At 39.2% G+C, this 20,405-nt stretch carries 19 protein-coding genes; 13 read left to right on the forward strand and 6 right to left on the reverse strand.

Features of this window, described 5'->3' with window-relative positions:
* From P9Q65_RS07235 to P9Q65_RS07295, 13 genes are all read left to right on the forward strand, one after another.
* The coding region (locus P9Q65_RS07235) for a hypothetical protein (RefSeq protein WP_304508707.1) at positions 1-475 on the forward strand (475 nt) is incomplete at its 5' end.
* A gap of 24 nt (positions 476-499) precedes the next feature.
* Positions 500-688 carry a hypothetical protein gene (locus P9Q65_RS07240; protein ID WP_304508708.1) on the forward strand — a complete coding sequence of 63 codons (189 nt, stop codon included), beginning with the start codon at positions 500-502 and terminating at the stop codon, positions 686-688.
* A 189-nt stretch (positions 689-877) separates the two neighbouring features.
* Positions 878-1,135 (forward strand): DUF4321 domain-containing protein, encoded by a 258-nt coding sequence (locus tag P9Q65_RS07245; RefSeq protein ID WP_304508709.1) that lies wholly within the window; start codon positions 878-880, stop codon positions 1,133-1,135.
* 204 nt (positions 1,136-1,339) lie between these two features.
* Positions 1,340-2,368 carry a rod shape-determining protein gene (locus tag P9Q65_RS07250; RefSeq protein WP_330695281.1) on the forward strand — a complete coding sequence of 343 codons (1,029 nt, stop codon included), beginning with the start codon at positions 1,340-1,342 and terminating at the stop codon, positions 2,366-2,368.
* A 48-nt stretch (positions 2,369-2,416) separates the two neighbouring features.
* Complete coding sequence (gene mreC / locus P9Q65_RS07255) at positions 2,417-3,262, forward strand: rod shape-determining protein MreC (protein ID WP_304508710.1); 846 nt, start codon at positions 2,417-2,419, stop codon at positions 3,260-3,262.
* Positions 3,259-3,771: a rod shape-determining protein MreD gene (gene mreD, locus P9Q65_RS07260; RefSeq protein ID WP_304508712.1), complete on the forward strand. Its 513-nt coding sequence runs from the start codon at positions 3,259-3,261 to the stop codon at positions 3,769-3,771. The genes mreC and mreD overlap by 4 nt, the downstream gene beginning before the upstream one ends.
* Before the next feature lie 110 nt (positions 3,772-3,881).
* Positions 3,882-6,719: a penicillin-binding transpeptidase domain-containing protein gene (locus tag P9Q65_RS07265; protein ID WP_304508713.1), complete on the forward strand. Its 2,838-nt coding sequence runs from the start codon at positions 3,882-3,884 to the stop codon at positions 6,717-6,719.
* A 14-nt stretch (positions 6,720-6,733) separates the two neighbouring features.
* On the forward strand, positions 6,734-7,366 hold the full coding sequence (gene minC / locus P9Q65_RS07270; RefSeq protein WP_304508714.1) for a septum site-determining protein MinC: 633 nt from the start codon (positions 6,734-6,736) through the stop codon (positions 7,364-7,366).
* 144 nt (positions 7,367-7,510) lie between these two features.
* Entirely contained in the window at positions 7,511-8,308 is a 798-nt protein-coding gene (gene minD / locus P9Q65_RS07275; protein ID WP_304508715.1) for a septum site-determining protein MinD, read from the forward strand.
* 32 nt (positions 8,309-8,340) lie between these two features.
* Entirely contained in the window at positions 8,341-8,625 is a 285-nt protein-coding gene (minE, locus tag P9Q65_RS07280) for a cell division topological specificity factor MinE (RefSeq protein ID WP_304508716.1), read from the forward strand.
* Between the two features lie 106 nt (positions 8,626-8,731).
* Positions 8,732-9,880, forward strand: a complete 1,149-nt coding sequence (locus P9Q65_RS07285; RefSeq protein WP_304508717.1) for an FtsW/RodA/SpoVE family cell cycle protein — start codon at positions 8,732-8,734, stop codon at positions 9,878-9,880.
* Positions 9,877-10,272, forward strand: a complete 396-nt coding sequence (locus P9Q65_RS07290; protein WP_304508718.1) for a methylglyoxal synthase — start codon at positions 9,877-9,879, stop codon at positions 10,270-10,272. Before P9Q65_RS07285 ends, P9Q65_RS07290 begins: the two co-directional genes overlap by 4 nt.
* Before the next feature lie 4 nt (positions 10,273-10,276).
* Positions 10,277-10,588 (forward strand): DUF1294 domain-containing protein, encoded by a 312-nt coding sequence (locus P9Q65_RS07295; protein ID WP_304508719.1) that lies wholly within the window; start codon positions 10,277-10,279, stop codon positions 10,586-10,588.
* Between the two features lie 161 nt (positions 10,589-10,749).
* On the opposite strand, the gene spoIIR is transcribed toward P9Q65_RS07295, so the two are convergent.
* The 6 genes from spoIIR to P9Q65_RS07325 form a co-directional block, all read right to left on the reverse strand.
* Positions 10,750-11,433 carry a stage II sporulation protein R gene (gene spoIIR, locus P9Q65_RS07300; RefSeq protein ID WP_304508720.1) on the reverse strand — a complete coding sequence of 228 codons (684 nt, stop codon included), beginning with the start codon at positions 11,431-11,433 and terminating at the stop codon, positions 10,750-10,752.
* Positions 11,434-11,490: 57 nt separating this feature from the next.
* On the reverse strand, positions 11,491-12,558 hold the full coding sequence (locus tag P9Q65_RS07305) for a Ger(x)C family spore germination protein (protein WP_304508721.1): 1,068 nt from the start codon (positions 12,556-12,558) through the stop codon (positions 11,491-11,493).
* Positions 12,551-13,654, reverse strand: coding sequence for a GerAB/ArcD/ProY family transporter (locus tag P9Q65_RS07310; RefSeq protein ID WP_304508722.1), 1,104 nt, complete (start codon positions 13,652-13,654; stop codon positions 12,551-12,553). The genes P9Q65_RS07305 and P9Q65_RS07310 overlap by 8 nt, the downstream gene beginning before the upstream one ends.
* Before the next feature lie 2 nt (positions 13,655-13,656).
* Positions 13,657-15,129, reverse strand: coding sequence for a spore germination protein (locus P9Q65_RS07315; protein WP_304508723.1), 1,473 nt, complete (start codon positions 15,127-15,129; stop codon positions 13,657-13,659).
* 162 nt (positions 15,130-15,291) lie between these two features.
* Entirely contained in the window at positions 15,292-16,497 is a 1,206-nt protein-coding gene (locus P9Q65_RS07320) for a TolC family protein (RefSeq protein ID WP_304508724.1), read from the reverse strand.
* A gap of 366 nt (positions 16,498-16,863) precedes the next feature.
* The gene (locus P9Q65_RS07325) at positions 16,864-19,653 is read right to left on the reverse strand and encodes a copper amine oxidase N-terminal domain-containing protein (RefSeq protein WP_304508725.1); all 2,790 of its coding nucleotides are present in this window, start codon (positions 19,651-19,653) and stop codon (positions 16,864-16,866) included.
* Positions 19,654-20,405: the final 752 nt, after the last annotated feature.

Here is a 20,405-nt window from a genome sequence, read left to right on the forward strand (position 1 = left end):
GGTAACGATTTCAACGACTTCCCAAGAAACACGGCTATCAGCCATTACTCCAAGATCTTATTATGAATATTGGGACTTTGATGAAGATACGCCTTTTGCACCGGGTCCTTACCGTTCAAATAAAAGAACAGAAAAAACTACAGTGCGTTTAGGGCAAAAAATAACACAAGTATCTTTAACAGGAGTCGCTTTCATTGTTTGCACTGGCTTATTCGGTCCAGGCGCTGGGGCATGTTGTGGTGCATTTACTTACAAGGGAATAGATGAAATCTATGATTGGCTAAATGCTTTTAATCCAGAAGCAAGTTGTTTGTATGTGAAAAAAACTACATGGACGAACGGAAACCCAGATTTAAATTCTAGTACTATGAAATATTATTTTAAAATAAGAACACAATATTACAAGGATTCCAAATTTAAAGAATACCACTCAGGCGGCACTTTATACGGTGTTCAGTCTATTGTAAATCATTAAGTAAATTAAAGGGAGAGATACTGTATGATTTTATTTTGGGGACTGATTATGTTTTTAGGATATCTTATAGATAAATACTTAATCCGCCCAAGATTAGGGAGGAAAATTCCTGACACCTTTATAGATTGGCTTAAAGAAGGATTTGACAATGAGCGTCGCCAAGCAAAAGAACTCTTAGAAAACATACGAGAATCTTTTCAAAAAAGCAAATGATTACAGAATGAATAAGGGTGTCATAAACAATAAGTTTGTGCCACCCTCTTTTAATAGATTTTATTTTTTGTTCCCTTTACCCCAATTTATAAATATGGTATAATAGTTTGGATTGAGCGGCGGAATACTTTTTCTATGCCGCTCTCAATATGTTTTATCAGTACAGCGCTATGAAGGAGGCCGGCAATTTTGAAGGGACAAACACGAAATGTATGGGTTTTGATTTTATTTCTTTTAGCCGGTGTTGTTTTAGGCGGTTTTATTGGAAGTCTCTTTTCCGATGTTCCAGCTTTAAGTTGGCTAGCCTATGGCAATAAGTTTGGTCTTTCTTCCCCACTTGTATTGGATATTGGCGTACTTACCTTACAATTTGCGTTCACTATCCGATTTACCATTGCGGGAATTATCGGCATTGTCATTGCACTTTTGATGTATCGCAAACTGTAATCCTCATAGCCGCTTGGCGGCTTTTTTTTGTCGTTTTTCCAAATATAAAAACGATGCTTTTAGAAAAAGGAATCCGTTTCTTATTGAAAAGAATGTTAAAAAGATGTATGATAAAATATAAGGCTTTTATAGAAACATTGCTAATATAAGCAATTAAAATCTGTATATTACACAGAGTTTTCCTATAAAGAAAGGGGCATAAAAATGTTTTCGAAAGACATGGGTATCGACCTTGGTACCGCTAACACATTGGTGTATATGAAAGAAAAAGGTATCATCGTAAACGAGCCTTCCGTTGTAGCCATAAATACACAAACCAAAGAGGTTCTTGCCGTTGGAAATGAGGCAAAGGAAATGATCGGTCGTACTCCAGGCAACATTGTGGCAATTCGTCCCATGAAAGATGGTGTCATTGCCGATTTTGATGTAACACAGGCAATGTTGCGTTATTTTATCAATAAAGCCTATGTTCGATCTATGTTTGGTCCAAAGCCTCGCATTGTTATTTGTGTACCCTCCGGCGTCACAGAAGTAGAGAAAAGAGCCGTTTTAGAGGCTGCTATTGCTGCCGGTTCAAAGGATAAAGATACTTACCTGATCGAAGAACCAATGGCTGCATCCATTGGCGCAGGCCTCCCCATTGCTGAGCCTTCGGGTAGCATGGTTGTTGATATTGGCGGCGGTACCAGTGAAGTTGCCGTTATCTCCCTTGGGGGTATCGTAACCAGCACATCCCTCCGGGTTGCAGGTGATGCCTTGGATAATGCCATCGTAAACTTTATTAAAAAAGAATTTAACCTTGCCATTGGTGATCGTACAGCCGAAGAAATCAAAATTACCATTGGTTCAACCTTTTCTTTGGAACAAGAAGAGTCCATGGAAATACGAGGACGAGATTTAATCAATGGGTTGCCCAAAACCATTGCCGTTACCTCCATCCAAATTCGAGAAGCACTCTCTGAACCTGTGAACTCAATTATTGAAACAATTAAGCAAACCTTGGAAGCAACACCTCCTGAACTGGCTGCTGATATTATGGAATTTGGGATAACCCTTACCGGTGGCGGTGCTTTACTCAGAGGCCTAGATAAATTGATTTATTCAGAAACAGGTATGCCCGTACATGTGGCAAACGAGCCCTTAAACTGCGTTGCCATGGGAACCGGCCTTGTTTTGGAGCACATTGATACATTAAAATCCGTGCTGATCTCTCCCAGAAAGGCACTCTTTTAACTTTAAAAATATTAGGGTATATCTTTAACCTTGAAGGAGCGTTATACTTTGATTCAATTTTGGGAAGAACATAAAAAGAAAATTATTGCTGTGATTGCAATCGCTATTACCGCCATTGCATTATTTGCGGGTGGAAAAAATTTAAATGCCTCTGCACTGGAAAGTGTCATAGGCTTTGTTGTTACGCCCTTTCAAGATTTAACAACGGGTATCGGAAGCTGGGTGGAAAATACCGCCGCATCTGCCAAGGATAAGTCTACCCTTTTAGAGGAAAATGCAAAACTCAAGGAAGAAGTTGCGAAGTTACAGGATGAAAATAAACGTCTTGAGGAATATGAAAAAGAAAATGAAACCCTATCTTCTTTACTGAAAATTTCTCAAAAATACCCTGAATACAAAAGCACAGGAACAAAGATTATCGCCAAAAATCCTGGCGTTTGGTACAATACCTTCACAATTAATAAAGGAACCGGAGATAATGTGTCTGCAAATATGATTTTAATTGCATCAGGAGGCGTTGTAGGAAAAATTCTTGAAAGCGGTAACAATTACTCTAAAGCCCAGTCCATCCTGGATAGCAGAAGCGCCGTGCCCGCAATGAGCCTGCGCACAGGAGATTTAGGCGTTGTAAAGGGAGATTATACCCTTATGAATGATGGCCTGTGCAAAATGGAATACATCGATGGCGAAGCCCAGATTGCGGTAGGTGATGAAATTGTAACCTCTTTCCTTTCTGACGTTTATCCCGAAGGTCTTTCCATCGGGAAAGTTGTAAAAATAGAAACTGATACCAATGGTCTAACAAAATATGCTGTTATTGAGCCTTTTGTTGATTTGAAACATTTGGATACCCTTTTGGTTATTGATAAAAATACACTGGAGGAAGCCCCTTGAGAATCATCATTGCCACCGTTATTGTGTTGATTAATTTCATATTGCAAACAACCCTATTTCAGCACCTTGCAATTCAAGGTGTTTTCCCTAATACAGCTTTAATTATCGTGGTTTCTTATGCCCTTTTGCGTGGCAGTAAAGAAGGCTGTATTATAGGTATCTGCTCGGGCTTGTTATTTGATATTTTTTTCGGCACCACAACGGGGTATTACGGGCTGTTGTTTTTTATAATTTGTTTTTTTACAGGAAAGAGTCAAAAAAATTTTTATCGAGAAAATTACCTCCTTCCCATTATATTTTGTACAATGGCAGCAGGGACCTATGAAACTTTCCAATTTGTTTCAGAATTGATATTGCGTAAAAACGGAAATATTCTTTTTTTTATAATAAAAATTTTACTTCCTACCATCGTGTATACAGCAATCGTTACAGTGCCTATATACCGAATATTATTTGGTGTAAACGAATGGTTAGAGCTGAAAGAAAAGTATAAATACCGTTTGTTTTAAAATTTCAACTTGATCAATGAAAGCATTTCACTGAAAAAATGCTTTTTGGGATACTATTACGATAACCATAAAAATTTTGACATACCGTCTGTTTCCAATAGGAGGAACCGATGAGATATTATTTCGACCATTTTTTTGAATTATGTAAAAGCCGAATTTTCGTAATGCTTTGCGGAATTTTTTTGCTTTTCTTCATTTTGATATTGCGTCTGTTTTCCTTGCAAATTATTCATGGCGAAGACTATGATGAATCTATTACTGCCAGTGTTTCCAAAACCGTTAACGTCCCTGCCCCTCGCGGCAATATTTATGATCGTAACGGCATTCCATTGGCAACCAATACCGTAGCATATTCTGTCCAAATTGACGATAGCATTACCCTTGATTTAACGAATTACAAGGAGAGCCTTCTTTTACAATTAACAGAATTTTTATGGGAACAAGGGGCAACCCCCATGGATACCCTGCCAATATCCGCCTCCGCTCCATACACTTTTTCTTTTGAAGGTTCCGGAAAGGAACAAAAAAAAGCAGAGAAAGACTGGAAAGAATCCTTGGATTTTCCCAATGAAATGCTGGGAGCTTCCCCCGCAGAAAGTCTCAATTACTTATTTGAAAAATATCATGCGCCCGCCTCTTATACACAGGCACAAAAAAGAGCTTATGTTTCTTATTCAATTTCTTTAAGTGATAAAAACATAATGGCGTTAACCTTGGTTCAAAAATTAGTAGAATACGGCGAAACACTGTCGGATGAACTTCCCTTGGCAAGAACATACCCTTATACCTTGCAGTTTAATGAAAGCAAAACCAGAGAGGAAAGCTGGAAATCAAGTGTTGGTATGGAAGACGACGAACTCAGCTATGACTCCCTGCAAACATTGGATTATTTAAGGGATTATTTCGGCCTTCCAGAGGGTTTGCCAACAGATGTGTTAAGAAACGCCGTGGGGATTCGTTATTCCCTGTATTTGCAACGGTATCAGCAATATAAATCCGTTACGGTTGCTACAGATATCAGTGAAAAAACATTGGCTTATGTTGAAGAAAATCAAGATATCTTTCCTAATGTTCTTGTGGATACTGTTTCCCTGAGAGAATATCCCCAAGGCCAATATTTCTCTCATATTCTTGGTTATATTCGCCAAATGACCGAAGCCGATTATGCATTATATAAAGATGATATGGATTCAGAAGGAAACCCTATTTATTCCCAAACAGATATTGTGGGACAAACGGGCATGGAAAAGCTTTACGAGCGTCAGCTCAATGGCACGGATGGCAAGGTCTCCATAGAGGTAGATAACCAGGGTCGCCGTATGAGTGTAATTGATTCAACGGAACCGATTTCAGGAAAAGATATTTTTCTGACACTAGACAGTAAGCTGCAAAAAGTTGCTTATGATACCCTGGAAGCCGAACTTCGCAAAGCCATTATCAGAAATCTAACTTTTTCGGGCAAAAAATCTGTGTCTATTATAGATATGTTCACCGCTATGATTAAAGCAAATCATATTTCTGCATCCAAAATTATGAAATCGACGGAAGGCGTTCAAAAACAGATTTATGACCGCTTTTTAGCAGCAAATCCGGATTTTTCAAAGGATGACGAGGATGCTGTTTCAAGGGTACAATCTTATCTGCTTGATAGTTTGTCACGGGGCTCCTTTACCACAAGAGAAGCACTTTTGGTAAGCATGGAACAAGGTACTTTGACTGCCACCGAGGAAGAGAAGGCAAGCGTGCAAAACGGAATTGTCTCTCCCTTGACAATGGTGTTAAATAAGCTAAACAGTGGTGAATTCAGCCCTGCAGCCACAGCCTTAGATCCTTGCACAGGCTCTGTGTTTGTTACAAAAGTAGGAACGGGTGAGGTGTTAGCCAGTGTTTCTTATCCCTCCTATGATAATAATGAACTTGTGAATAACTTTAATAATAGTTATTATAACGGCCTTTTGCAAGATGGAAATACACCCTTGGTAAATCGACCTTTAAAACAGAAAAAGGCGCCAGGTTCCACGTTTAAAATGGTTACGGCACTGGCCGGTTTAGAAACGGGCGCTATTACAACAAATACTTATATTCGAGACATGGGGATTTTCAAAGACGCAGGCAAGCCTTATGCTCGCTGTTGGCTTTACAGTAATAATGGAGGAAGCCATGGCATTTTGGATGTAGCGGCCGCATTAGAGGTATCCTGTAACTACTTTTTCTATGAAGTGGCCTATCGCATGGGTAATGCCAAAGATGGTACCACGGAACAAGGCATTACTACTTTAAATGAATATATGGCTGCCTTTGGCCTAAATACTTTGACAGGCTTAGAATTGGATGAATACGCACCGACAATGGCTTCCCCTTACTATAAGGAACGTACTGTAAAAACCTTTAATCCCGATGCAACAACGAGCCAAACCCGCTGGACAGACGGTGATACCATTCGTGCTGCCATCGGACAATCGGTAAATAGTTATACACCTGCACAAATAACAAAATATGTCTCAACTCTTGCAAACGGAGGAACATTATACCGCTTGCATATGGTTAGTCATTTGCAAAATCCCGATGGCTCCCTATATTATCGTGCGGATGAAACCATCGAAAATGTAACAGAATTTCAAGAAGCAAACCTGCAAAAAGTATATCAAGGTATGTATCAGGTTACATCAGGCCCTCGTGGTACCCTGCGCAATTCCTTTGCGAATTTCCCCGTAATGGTTGCCGCAAAATCAGGTACTGCCGAGGAGGATAAAAGCAGAAGCTCTCATACATGGCTTGTTTGTTTTGCACCTTATAAAGATCCTCAAATTGCAATTACTGTTATGATTCCTTTTGGTGAAGGCAGCGGTACCCCCGCACCGGAAGTTGCAAAGGCTATCATTACCGAATATCTTGGGTTGGATTACACACCTGAAAATACCAATTTACAAACTGTCTTGACACAATGATACAGGAGGGTATTATGAATTTAGAAAACTATGTTATTTTCAAAGGAACAAAGGACGGTGTTACCGTACTTTTTGAAGAAGATGCACCTTTTAATGTTCTTTGCGAACAATTGGAAAAGAAAGTACAGGAAGCAGGGAAATTTTTCGATAATGTAAAAACTTCTTTGGCATTTAAAGGTCATACATTTTCTGATGAAGAAGAGCAGGAATTGCTCCGTATTATCACTGAGCATACCACCATGGAAATCACTTTCCTTAAAACAGAAAATAATGAGTTGCTTCAATTGACAAATTTATTGGAAAAAGAAATGGCTCCCCATAACCTTACAAAATTTCATAAAGGCTCTCTGCGAAATGGGCAAAAAATTGAATTTGATGGCAGTGTTGTAGTGATTGGCGATGTAAACCCCGGTGCGGAACTTAAGGCAACAGGAAATATCATTGTTCTGGGTCAGCTAAAAGGTATGGCTCATGCAGGATGTCAAGGAATGACTGATGCTTTTATTGCGGCTGTTTATATGGCACCCGTTCAATTGAGAATTGGTGACATAATTACCCGCTTCCCGGAAGAAAATAAACGAGGTCCAAAGCCACCAGAATACGCTTTTGTACAAAAAGGGCAAATTTTCGTCATGGCATTGTCGTAATATAGTATTATTTTTCTGTTTTAACTAAAAAAAATGGATGCAAATCTTGCTGGTTTTTGTTAATATAGTAGTATATACGAAGCACCCTACATGATTTATCTTAGGGAAAGAGAAAAATTGACTTCTGGATTAGGAGGAACATAAATGAGTGAAGTAATCGTAATCACCAGTGGAAAAGGCGGTGTAGGAAAAACAACTACAAGCGCTAACCTTGGCTGCGGTTTAGCGGTATTAGGTAAAAAAGTTGCATTAGTAGATGCCGATATTGGTCTGCGCAACCTTGACGTTGTTATGGGCTTGGAAAATAGAATTGTTTATGACCTTGTTGATGTTGTTGAAGGCAACTGTCGTTTAAAACAAGCATTGATTAAGGACAAGCGTTATGACGGGCTTTTTCTTTTGCCCGCAGCCCAAACAAGAGATAAGGATGCCGTTTCTCCCGAACAGATGCAAAAGCTTTGTGATAGCTTAAAGGAGGAAGGTTTCGATTTTATCTTAATTGACTGCCCAGCAGGTATTGAACAGGGTTTTAAAAATGCAATTGCCGGCGCCGACAGAGCTGTTGTTGTAACAACCCCTGAGGTCTCCGCCGTACGTGATGCAGATCGTATTATTGGTCTTCTGGAGGCAAACGGCTTAAACAACCCTATGCTGATTCTCAATCGTCTGCGTATCGATTTGGTACAAAGAGGCGATATGATGAATATCGAAGACGTTACAGAAATTTTAGCCGTTGATATACTGGGTGTTGTACCCGATGACGAAGCAATTGTAATTGCAACAAACAAGGGGGAACCTGCCGTAAACAATCAGGAATCTCGGGCAGGACAGGCCTATAGAAATATTGTGCAGCGTATTATGGGACAAGAAGTACCAATTATGTCCTTTGAAGAAGAGCCCGTAAGCTTTTTTGAAAAGCTAAAAGGCCTTTTCCGTCATTAAATTTCACAACCCAGACGAAAGGATGTGTCCCGATGGATTTCTTTAGCTTCTTTAAAAAGAAAAATACTCCGGCTTCCGGAAGTTTAGCAAAAGACAGATTAAAACTTGTTTTGGTTCATGATAGAGTAAATTGTTCCTCCCAGGTTCTTGAAATGTTGAAAACAGACATTATTAAAGTTATTTCCAACTATATGGAAATAGACGAAGAAGAACTGGATATCCAAATTACACAAACACAGTCCGAAGAAAATAACGGAACAGTTCCTGTATTATATGCAAATATTCCCATTAAAAGCATGCGTAAAGTACAAGATTAAAAATACAAAAACGAGCCGAGAACAGAGTGCCAATTTTGTCACCCTCTCGGCTTTCCTTGTTTTAGCAATACGGGTAATTAGAATCCCGGGCGGAGGAATTTGACCTATGGAGTGGAAAAAATATATACAAAATTTTGATTTAATGCTTTTGGGTGCCGTTGCAATCCTTACTTTATTCGGACTTGTTGCAATTGCCAGTGCAACCCATGTTAACCTTGGGGAAAGCACCACCTTTGTGGTAAAACAAAGTGCTTTTTTTATTGTAGGCATAATTCTGATGTTGATTGCGGCAAATATAGATTATGAGTACTTTTCTCAGTTTCATATTCCTATTTACTTCATCAACCTTGCAATGCTGCTTGCCGTACTTTTAATCGGCACAGGTGCCAAGGGCGCTGTGCGTTGGATTGCCATTGGCCCATTAACCATACAACCATCAGAATTTTCCAAAATAATTATGATTTTTTGTATGGCACAAATTATAAAATTGCATTACAATAAAGTAAATAGTTTACCTTTTCTTGCCTTCCTTGGCGTATATGTTATGGTTCCTATTGTCTTGATACAAAAGCAACCTGCCCTTTCCGCCAGCATGGTATTGATTGCAATTTTTTGTATCCAGCTTTTCGTATCTGGGCTAAGCTATACATTTATACGAAATGTATTCATTATTACGGTACCTTTTATTGTTTTCGTCCTATGGGATGTGGCAAGAGAAAACCCTTTAATTATGGATAAGATATTAGAAACCCATCAGTTTAATCGTGTTCTCTCATTTGTGGATCCAAAAAGGGATGCCAGCCTTTATTACCAAACAGAAAAATCCATTAGTGCCATAGGTTCGGGGCAGCTAACAGGACAAGGACTTTTTAGTGGTACATTGAACCAATTAAGTTACCTTCCGGAACCCCATAACGATTTTATCTTCTCCGTAATCGGCGAAGAATTTGGTTTTATTGGTTGTTTATTTGTTTTGGGAGTCTTGCTTTTTATCGTATTTCGTTGTATAGTAATAGCAATATCATCCAGAAATATTTTTAGTCAGTTAGTAGTTACAGGAATCGCCGGTATGTTTGCCTTTCAAACCTTTGTAAACGCCGGCGTTGCCTTGGGAATCTTGCCAAATACGGGCATGTCCCTGCCATTTGTCAGTTACGGCGGTAGTTCCATGTGGACCAATATGGTTGCTATTGGCCTTGTATTAAACATAAGAAAAAAAGAAACAAAATCATTGTTTGAGGGAGGATTGTTATGAATATCGGTTTAATCGCCCATGATAATAAAAAGAAATTGATGGAAAACTTATGCATTGCTTACAGACATATTCTATGTAAACACGATATTTATGCAACAAGCACTACCGGTCGTCTCATTGAGGAGGCTGCAAATTTGGTTGTTCATAAATATCTCTCCAGCCGTTTAGGCGGGCAACAACAGATGGGGGCGCAAATCGTGAATAACGATATTGATTTGATGATCTTTTTGAGAGATCCCGTATCACCCCAAGATTATGAATCTGAGGTTACCTCTATATTCCGCCTTTGCGATATGCATAATATTCCCCTTGCCACAAATTTGGCTACTGCCGAAGCGCTTCTGCTTGCATTGGATAGAGGAGATTTAGACTGGAGAAATGTGGTGAGGTAGTTTTATGACGCAAATGCATTTTAATGGTATCGCTTTTGCAATTCTTATGGGCTATTACCTTTTGATTAATCTAATTAATTATGGTACTATGGCCTTTGATAAGAAAGCTGCAATCAATCATAAAAGACGAATTCCCGAAAAAAATTTTTATCTAATGGCTATTTTAGGCGGTGGTTTAGGCGGTTTGCTTGGACAGATATTGAAGCGGCATAAAACACGCCATATAGATTTTATTTTTGTTTTTACCATAACCGCAATATTGCATATCCTTGTTATCTATATCATTATGGGGAAATTTGTTATTACCTTTAGTTAAAATTTGTATTATAAAACATGAAAAATATAGCGGATATACTCGATTTTTAAATCAGTATATCCGCTTTTTTTAATCTCTTCCTGCCAATGCCTTATAAATATTTCTTCTTTTCTACACAATATTTTGCAAAGAAAAAAACTTTTTTTGCGTCTCTGGTCATCCTAATTTCGCTCCTGCCACCATTCAACAACCTTAAACTTTACTTTCGGCGTAATTTTATCCTGCTCCATTGCAGTAACAACCAAAAATTCTTCATCCGTTAGTGTATTTTCCAACCTATGGTAGCTCTCTTCTGTGGTAAATCCCCAAGAGGCATCTACATAACACATTTGAGGATATAATACACACCACCAATTATGCCCCTCGGCCTCTCCTATTTCGATACGCAATGCGTCGTATATTCCAGCCGGAAAAATTAAATCATCATAACGTTTAAAAGGAAACTCCTCCCGTGCCAGAGAAACCCTTACCGAATAATCGTACCCCTGGGCAATGACTTCCCTTTGTGCCGTTTCACAGATCTCCTTTTTCACCTGATCTAAAGCCGCTAAGGTTTCTTCCTTACTCTTACAAGCAGAAATTAATTCTCCATACTCTTGTAAAACCTTGTCCCTAACTTTTAACTTCAGGTCCTGATCCTCCTGAGAATCGCTGTTAGCCAGTACATGAAAGCGCACAACCTTTGCAGAAATTCCCCCCTGAATCATTTGCGAATATCCCTTGGTCCAATGGGCACCAAACGCTGCACTAAAAGCAACTCCAATTACAACAGCTGCACACCAATACCATTTTTCTTTTTTCCAAAGTTCTTTCAACATATTCTGAAATTGACCTAATCTACTCATACCCTCACCCTTTTTTTCTTTGTTAAAGGGAGGATTTCCTTTTTTTTCAAATTTTAATCATCGAATTCTTCCTGTATCACGAATTTTTAAATCAGGTTCAATTGAAATTTCTACTTCGTTCCAAAAATCTCCTGAAAAATCCGGGTTTTTACGTCTCAACCGTTCTGCCAAACCAAGAAATTCTGCTGTTTCTTGTTCCTTTGCTATTTTCATTGTGTTTTCGACTTCTGTTATTACGATTTTAGAAAAAAGTTCCTCCAATTTTTTAGATCCCGCTTCTGTAAAAGCATCTGTATTGGTATTACCCACAAGATCACCATGTAATCGCAAACGAATACGACAAATTATCTTTCCATCATCCTGGGTGATAAAATCATAATTCGCTTGACTGCGTACAATTCGTAACGGGATTTCTTTTTCACCCTCCTGTGCCTCCAATATTGCGCCCTCGGCCTCTCCCAGCAAAAATAAATATCCTTGCTCTTGTTTATCATCCAAGAAAGCTGCCAATTTCACATTGGCTAAAGCAACACCGCCTCCTAAATACAGCCCCTTCTCCACCGGTTCAATTCGTGGTAAAATGCAGGAACCTTTCTGCTCCTTCAATTCCGTAAAAAAGGTATCCATATCCAATCCCTTTGTAACGCCAACCTCTTTTGCCGTATTTTTATAAAACTCCCATAAATAGAGCCCTGTACCGTCATCCTCCTCCAGCATTGCCTCTATACACTCTCCTGCCGTTGCTTCCGTCCCCAAAACCGTCACCTTTTTGGATATTTCCTGACTACGCTTCAGCTCTTCCAGAAGGGATTGCAGCTCACGCTGATCCTCCAAAATACTTTTTCCCAAAACAATCATCTTTAATTGTCCCAGTTCTGTTTTGCGGGAATTTTGGCTATCATTACAAGCTATGGCATCGGCCAAGGTCCTACCCTCACATTCCATTTTTTCCGGATCCTTTTCATCTATCTTTGCCGGTGCAAAAGAAATGAGGTATCCATCTTTGCCCTTGTCAACGCCCATTGTTATCATATATTCCCTATCCTCAGGGTCCCTTTTGTCCCAACATCCTGTTGTAATAAAAAGGGGCAGTACCATTACTATGATCCATTTCCAATTATTCATGCTTGCCCCTCCCTTTGATTCCATCTATGCAAAGCGTAATTAATGGCAGAAGAATGAAAAATACCCCATTCAGCCATGGTGCAACGCGTAGTCTTACCCAATAAACTGTCGCCATATCTTTCGGTAACAAAGCCACAATAAAGATTAACGGGCACCATAAAATAAGCCATCGATTGCGCTGTTGTTTCTTGCTTTTGAAAACTCTGGTACAAAGATCTCCTCCAAAAAAGATTAGAATTGCTACAAAAAGAAAGGTTGTAACCATCCAAAACCAAAGTAGAAACAAATCCTGTCTTCCCAAAAAAATACCGGAAAAACTAACTCTTTCCATCATTTGTAGCGTAGGCAGCATTTTTTCCGATAATACATCCGCGCCATAAACAGCCAATGATAAAAATACTAAAATACCAAGGGCAGCAGTTGCCAGCAAGCATGTAAGCCAAATACGTCTGCCCAAATGTTGCCTTTTTTTCAAATAAGGAAACATAAAAAGAAATATGCCTAGACCTTGAAACAATTGTCCAAAGAAAGGCACACCCTCCTTTAGTTCATGCAAATTAGGCATCTCTATGGGCAAAACACGATGATATTCCGCTGAAATCGCCACAAAGATTAACACCAATATAAGAGGTACAAACACGACAAAGAAAAGTACTTCTGCAGCTCTTGCACTACACTCTGCGCCATGGGCAGCAGTGATGCTGCATAATATCAGCGTAAGCAAAATTAACAGCCACAGTGGTGTTCTGGGCAGCATAGACGATGAAATAATATCGCAAAACAAACGAAGCTCCATAGCACCGTCAAATACAAGCTTACCTGCCAATCCAAAGGCTAAAACCGTGCCTAGTCCCCTGCCAAAAGAATATTCATACCACTCTACCGCCGTATAGGACGGATGTCTTCCCCCTAAATATACTAAAAAGACGGCTAAAAGCGAGGAAGCAACACCCCATAATATCGTTACAATCCAACAGCTATTCCCTGCGGAATTTGCCGCTTCACTTGGCAAAAATAAAACTGCTGTACTGAAATAATACAGCAAAAGCATGGATTCCAGCTGGCGTACTGAAATCTTATGATTTTCGGCAAACATATTTAATTTCCTCCCTTTCTTCCTCTTGCTGATGGTTTTGTAAAGATTGGACGCCGTTTCATCTTACGCAGGGGAAGGCGAAAAACGGTATCCTCCCAGTCTACATCATCGTTTACGGATGCAGAACAAAACGGGTACATAAAAGGAATTCCATAAGAAGTAAGGCTGCATAAATGGGCCAGAACGAATAGCAATGCAATCCAAAGGCCAAATAGACCGAATATTGCTGATAAAAAAACAGCTAAATATTTACTGAGCCTTAAACCTGAAACCAAAGATATATTTGGAATGACAAAGGAACAAATTCCCGTAAGTGCAGAAACAATGACAACCGCAGGGCTAACGATTCCAGCTTCAACCGCTGCTGATCCAATAATAATTCCTCCTACAATACCTATGGTAGAACTTACCGGAGACGGTAACCGTATTCCTGCTTCCCGCAGCAACTCAAAAGCCAGCTCCATGATAATTACTTCACCCACCACAGAAAAAGGAATATTTTGCCTTGTGGATGCAATTTTTATGGCCAGGGCCGTCGGTATTAATTCCGGATGATATACGGATAAAGCAATATAAAGTCCAGGCAGGGCAATAGCTACAACCGCAGCCACATAGCGTATGGCACGAATAAAGCTCATTATTTCCCATCGGTCATAATAATCCTCTGCCGCCTGGAAAAATACGTTGAGCGTTACCGGCAGCATTATAACGACAGGAGTATTGTCAATCACCAGCACAATCCTGCCTTCCAGCAAAGCCGAGGCGGCTTTATCCGGCCGTTCTGTCATTTGTAATTGTGGAAACGGTGATGTCCAGCGTTTTTCCAAAAGCTGTTCCAAATATCCGCTGTCCAAAACACCATCCAAATTTATGTTATCCAGCTGTTTTTCAATCATTTTTAAAGTTTCCGGTCTCACTAAGTCCTCTATATACATCAAAGCAACATCGGTTTTACTTCTGGTACCGCTTTTCTTTCGCTTCAACTTAAGATTGGTATCTCGAATGCGTCGACGAATTAAGACAATATTCGTGGCCATAACCTCCAAAAAAGCGTCCTTTGGCCCTTGTACTACCACTTCTGTTTGGGTTTGACTTACTCCACGAGAAGGAAACCCCTTTGTGGATGCTTGCAATGCAAATGCATTCCCATCCATTAGAAGCGCCGTATCACCCAATAAAACCGCATCATATATCTGCTCAAGCTCTGTAATTTTGCTTACTTCGCCTATGGCGATAATATCCTCCATTAAATCCTCTAATATGCCACTTTCATTGCATTCTTTGTGATGGCTCATTAAGTTTGTCATAATAAAATCGCTTATTGTATTGCCATCAACGATATTATCCGTATAAATCATAAATAGTCTTGATTTGCCACTTCCCACAACAAACTCTCGCATGATTACGTCACCACAATCGCGAAAAGCCTCTTTTATGGCAATTATATTTTCTGACAGATTTTTTGAAATCTGCATATAGTCCACCGCCTTTCCTTTTGCTTATTTTTCCATAAAAGGATAAAACTATACCTAAGGATGACATGTCTTTAAAATTCCTTTATTCCGCTCTTCAAACAATTTTTTGCAATAAAAAAACGCCCACATTTATTTATGGACGTTTCGTTATTTCATTTTTATTTATTCTTCACTGGAAGAACTGGAAGAACTGGAAGAACTAGAAGAACCGGAAGATACGCTGCCAATCAAACTGGTATTTTTAAAAGCAAACACCTGCATATCATAAGCATCTGCCAATTTCTGAAGGGCAATCTCATTTTTCGTTACCGCTAATTGTGCCTGTTCCAATTTAAGCTCTGTAACATTGCCTACCTGATAGTTTACTTCTGCCGTTTTTAAATCAGCCTGTGCCTGAGCTAAATCAGATTCTGCCTGTTTGTAATTTGCTTCTGACTGTTGTAGCTGTACATACGCATTACGGATGGCAATATCCTTATCTTCCTTTGCCGCTTTTAAGGCCCTCTGGGCAGTGCCATAGGAAAGCTTATTGCTTTTATTGGTGGAATTATTAATAGATTCGGCTACATAGTTTTGTTTAAACTTCGCATCCTCAGCAGCTTGTTCTTTTAGCAAAATAGAATAATCACTATTCATCGCTGCATTGATATATGCTTCAATGGTACCTGATAATTCATAAGGTTCAAATTCCACATTATATTCCACTTCATAAACTTTATCTACGGATTCACCCATTAAATCATTTAAGTTGGCATACTTTTGTTCCAAAGTCTTTTCAAGCTGATAAACATTTACTTTACTTTCATCATAGTCCGCTTTCAATTGATCTAGTTTGTACTGGCTAAGCATACCCAAAGAAAGCTTGGTTTGACCCTGTTCATATAAAGTTTTTTGTATTTCACAATTTTTTTTCAACAATTCGAGATCCGCTTCATTTTCAACAATAGAGGAAAACGTGCTTTTTAAAGTTGCTTCTAACATTAAATTTGTAATTTGTGTTGTGTACTTATTTTTTGTCATACCGCTATCTGTATTATATATACCGGAAGTATAACTATAAACCGCATCATTTACCCATTTTTGATAGTCATAGGTTGGAATTGAAAAAGAACCAACCGCATCCCATAAATCTTCCTTTGACTCTTGTAAATAATCATTGGTTTTCTGTAAATCAATTAAATCCACACTATGTTTTTTTGCTTTTTCCAAAGCTTCCTCATAGGTTAAAACAGGCGTTGCTTGTTCCAATTGAGCCTCTACCGTCTCTGTTGTGGAGGGTGTTTCTGCTGCATATGCAGTTGTGCCAAAAAGAGTCACCGTAAGTGCTAAAGCAACCGCACCTTTCGTACCCCCTATTATTTTCTTCATGGTATTTCCTCCTCAGTATTACGTTTGATTTTATAATAAAACTAATTATACCATACTTTTAAGAAAATTCCAGTAGATTAAGGATTTCTTAATCATTTCTTATAGGATTTTATTATTTTTTTCAATGATGTGATAAAAAGAATAATAGAATCAATTTTTAACTTCATTTGCTACCACGAGTTTTCAATATCGTTGAAACGTCTATGGTAATATTTTACCCATCTAATTTTCACCAAAGATTCGGACTTCTCTTTCATGCAAAAAACCTGTCTCTTTGCCAAATAGATAAAAAAGGGGCAGACGATGTCTGCCCCTTCTGGGTACTTGAAGGCAAAACCCTCAAGCTTATTTTTCAGTTAGCATTGATTAGTTCAATGTAGCTGTCTTTGTTGAAGCATCCCAAGATACGTTTGTTACGCCCAAAGCTGTACCTAAATCTCTCAAAGGCAAGTATGTTCTGCCGTTTGTGATTTCAGGAGCTGCGGATGTAGGGATAGAAGAACCATTTACATAAACTGTCTTCTGACCAACTGTCATGGAGATGATTCTCTGTGCGTACATAATTGTTACTGTTCTTGTTTCAGCGTTCCACAATACGTTGTTTGTGTCTACGCCAAGAGCCTTGGATACTGCTCTTACAGGAAGCATTGTGTAACCAGCTGCGCTGATGTATGCAGGTGCATCCAATTCAACTTTTGCTTCGCCAGCAACCAAGTAAGATTCGCCAACAGGTACTACAACCTTTGTTGTGAACATGTTGTTCTTATCAACACCAGCTGTTACTACGTTGATGAATGCTTCTTTAACAACATCGCTGTAATCGCAAACGTCATCAATGTAGCTGTCTTCCTTAACATCACCAGTCTTAGGACGGTCATCGCCTAAATCCCAATCATCTGCATTACCTTTATTTGTCAATGTATCTGCATCAGGTGCGTAAAGAACCTGTCTGTCATATGCATCGCTCATAACTGTGGAGATTTCCAAATCATAAGCACCTGCAGGGATGTTTCTCTGCATAAACAATGCCATATCGGAGATTGTTACTGTTGCAGCTTTGTCATCAGATTCATCATCTACTGTGAATACCAATGTACCCTTGTCAGTGTCTTCATCTTTCAACTTCATATCGGAATCGCTGTCTACTGTAAATGTAGCATCATCTTCGAACTCAAGAAGATCATCTTCAATGTTCAATTTGAACAAATCATCAACATCTTTTTCCCACAAGCCAGCTTCTGCTTCTGTGATAACGATAGGAGTCTTAACTTCTGTGTTTCTGTAATCGATAATTACATCGTTCTGTTCTGCCTTAACTGTGTAAGGTTTTGTAAATTTAGCGATTGTTACTTCCTGTTCGTCAACTAAATCGCCTTCGAATTTCAATACAACATCGCCTTCGAAAGTAGGATCAGCTACCAACTGCAGTTTGAATGTTACAGTTGCAGGATCTTCTTCCAATTCTGTGTTTACATCATTGAATACTCTCTTTTCGAATTCGAAATTCGTGTGATCGCCATCCTGGTATGCTGTGAAGAATGCATCCTGCCAATCATCAGCATCGACAGCTTCATCAGCGGAACCCTGAACAAAGTTTTCTGTATCTGTAACATCAACATCTGTTACATAAACGCCTTCAGGCAAGTTGAAGTTGAAACCTTTTCTCATGGACCAAGCGCCAGGGAAAGTTTCTTCAGCTGTTACTTCCAAAGACCAGTGATCGGAATCATCTGTCAAACCTTTGTTATCAACGTTAGTACCGCTGTAGATTACAGGAAGATCTTCATCTTCATCAACAGTAAGGTCTACTTTGTAATCGCAAACTTTAGCTACTTCTACTTTTTCTGTATCACTGAAAGTACCAGCAACATCACTATCTTTTAATGCTTTAACTGTCAAAGTAGCAACAGAACCAGATTTAGCGGATGTAGCTTCGATTTCGATATCATCGCCATCGATTGTAAATTCATCAGTGCCAGCACCAATATATTTTACTGTTACTTCGTTGTCATCAATAGTACCAAAAGTATACTCTGTAGTATCTTTTACTTCACTGAATTCAAAACCATTAGACAGTTTCAATTCAAATTCTTGATTCTTTACAAAATCGCCAACTGCGGATTCGATTTTCAAACCGTTGCTGTACAGAGTTTGTTTTTCATCTTCAGCAATATCAACTGTCTTCTTGATAGAAACTTTAATTCCATCGCCAAGGATAGAAGCAAAAACTAAATCGTCAACAGTAACAGCCTTAGAATCAACGGAAACGGAAGCCTTTGTGCCTTCAGAAGTTTTTGTCAACTTTGTATCAAGATCGATAACGATTTTATCGTCTTCATCAAATTGACCATAGAATTTAAATGTAACACTGTTTTCAGTAACATCTTTAACTTCTAAGCCAATTTCGCCATGTTCAGTATCGATGTCAGAGCCAGAACCAACTTCATCTTCCTTTACATAAACATAATCTCCAGCTAAAGCATCTGCAATTACAGCTGCCTTAGATTTTACTGTAATACCTTCTGCAATTTCAGATGTTGTATACAATGCCTGATCTGCTGTAGCTTCAAAGGTAATGTCACCATATCCACTAACAGTAACAGTCTTTGGCAGACTAAGTATATCAATGGTGTAATCACCACTAGCATTTGCAGCATAACCTGCTGAAATCAATGCCTCTTTTAAATCATCGCCTGCTAAAACTACTGCTGAGAAGTCAGACACAAATGTGTCCTGATCAATTTCACCATCGACTTTCTTTGCGAAACCTTCAGCATCAGCTTCAGTTGTTTCTACATATTCAGTTGTAGAAGTACCAGGATGGTATACACCAGCACGCAGATTAGAATCTTCATCCTTTACTAATCCTACCAAAGCGCGCAAAGCCGCTTCATTTTCTGCATCGGTTTTATCTTCATCATAGCCAACAAACTCTGCATTGTCTAAATCAAGATCAAACTCCAAGCTAGGTGTAGCATCACTTGTGTAATCAGCTGAGTCAATTTTGATTTGTAATTCTGGACCATCGTTGTCTTCAAAAACAAGTTTTTCGCCTTTTTCCATGTCTTTGGCGTCAACGATTTTAGCTGTTGCTGAAACATCGCCTTTTGCAAATGCAGTTGCAGGTACAAGGGAAGCTACCATAGCGCCAGCCATAACGAAAGAAATAAACTTCTTCATCGTTAAATTCCTCCTTCTTAAAATTAAGTATTTGTTTTGTGTTTCGTTTTATAATTATACAACGAACGCAGTTCAATCGTTCCGCTTTGCTATCAACATCCCTTCCCGTTTCGTTTGCCAACGCTCCGTTTCGTTGTTCTCCCCTCACACCCATTTACGAGAGTTAAACGCCGTCCCGTTGCCTTGCCGCCCGTCCTGTTCCGTTCCCTCAATAGGAAAGCTTTACCATTTACTATGCAAGGTTATTATACGCACGGTTTTTTCAAATGGCAATAGGTATTGGTAAAATGTAACATAACTGTAATATAGGTGAAATATTGTAATACTACCCCTGTAATATATAAGAATTCCTGTAAAATAAGGGGTTTGTGGGTGTCGACAAAGTCGACACCCTATGAAAAAATCTCACTTCGTTCAAGCTTTTTTCATGTTGGAATGAGGTTATTTCTTTTCCCCCTGCGAAAAGACCGCTAATACTGCCCTATATTCCACCTCTCTTTACACCTGCGGTGTCTGGTCGAGGTTTTATTTTCATAGGGCAGTCCGCTAATGAGGTTAAACAGATAAGTTCCCTCGACCCAAAGGTCTTGAAACTCGTTATATCCCAAACCCTTCCGTTGCTTTCGTTTCGTTACAATAAAAAAAGGGGCAGACTAATGTCTGCCCCCATAAAGGGTCAAGGGTTGAAACCCTTGCAGGGTTTGGGGCGGCGCCCCAAGGTCTTGCAC

The organism is Anaerotignum sp. (assembly GCF_030625865.1).
Taxonomy (GTDB): Bacteria; Bacillota; Clostridia; order Lachnospirales; family Anaerotignaceae; genus Chakrabartyella.

Coding starts and splice junctions, on each gene's coding strand:
- P9Q65_RS07240 (WP_304508708.1), top strand. CDS start 500: ATGATTTTATTTTGGGGACTGATTATGTTTTTAGGATATCTTATAGAT.
- P9Q65_RS07250 (WP_330695281.1), top strand. CDS start 1,340: ATGTTTTCGAAAGACATGGGTATCGACCTTGGTACCGCTAACACATTG.
- P9Q65_RS07265 (WP_304508713.1), top strand. CDS start 3,882: ATGAGATATTATTTCGACCATTTTTTTGAATTATGTAAAAGCCGAATT.
- minC (WP_304508714.1), top strand. CDS start 6,734: ATGAATTTAGAAAACTATGTTATTTTCAAAGGAACAAAGGACGGTGTT.
- minD (WP_304508715.1), top strand. CDS start 7,511: ATGAGTGAAGTAATCGTAATCACCAGTGGAAAAGGCGGTGTAGGAAAA.
- minE (WP_304508716.1), top strand. CDS start 8,341: ATGGATTTCTTTAGCTTCTTTAAAAAGAAAAATACTCCGGCTTCCGGA.
- P9Q65_RS07285 (WP_304508717.1), top strand. CDS start 8,732: ATGGAGTGGAAAAAATATATACAAAATTTTGATTTAATGCTTTTGGGT.
- P9Q65_RS07290 (WP_304508718.1), top strand. CDS start 9,877: ATGAATATCGGTTTAATCGCCCATGATAATAAAAAGAAATTGATGGAA.
- P9Q65_RS07295 (WP_304508719.1), top strand. CDS start 10,277: ATGACGCAAATGCATTTTAATGGTATCGCTTTTGCAATTCTTATGGGC.
- spoIIR (WP_304508720.1), bottom strand. CDS start 11,433: ATGAGTAGATTAGGTCAATTTCAGAATATGTTGAAAGAACTTTGGAAA.
- P9Q65_RS07305 (WP_304508721.1), bottom strand. CDS start 12,558: ATGAATAATTGGAAATGGATCATAGTAATGGTACTGCCCCTTTTTATT.
- P9Q65_RS07310 (WP_304508722.1), bottom strand. CDS start 13,654: ATGTTTGCCGAAAATCATAAGATTTCAGTACGCCAGCTGGAATCCATG.
- P9Q65_RS07315 (WP_304508723.1), bottom strand. CDS start 15,129: ATGCAGATTTCAAAAAATCTGTCAGAAAATATAATTGCCATAAAAGAG.
- P9Q65_RS07320 (WP_304508724.1), bottom strand. CDS start 16,497: ATGAAGAAAATAATAGGGGGTACGAAAGGTGCGGTTGCTTTAGCACTT.
- P9Q65_RS07325 (WP_304508725.1), bottom strand. CDS start 19,653: ATGGCTGGCGCTATGGTAGCTTCCCTTGTACCTGCAACTGCATTTGCA.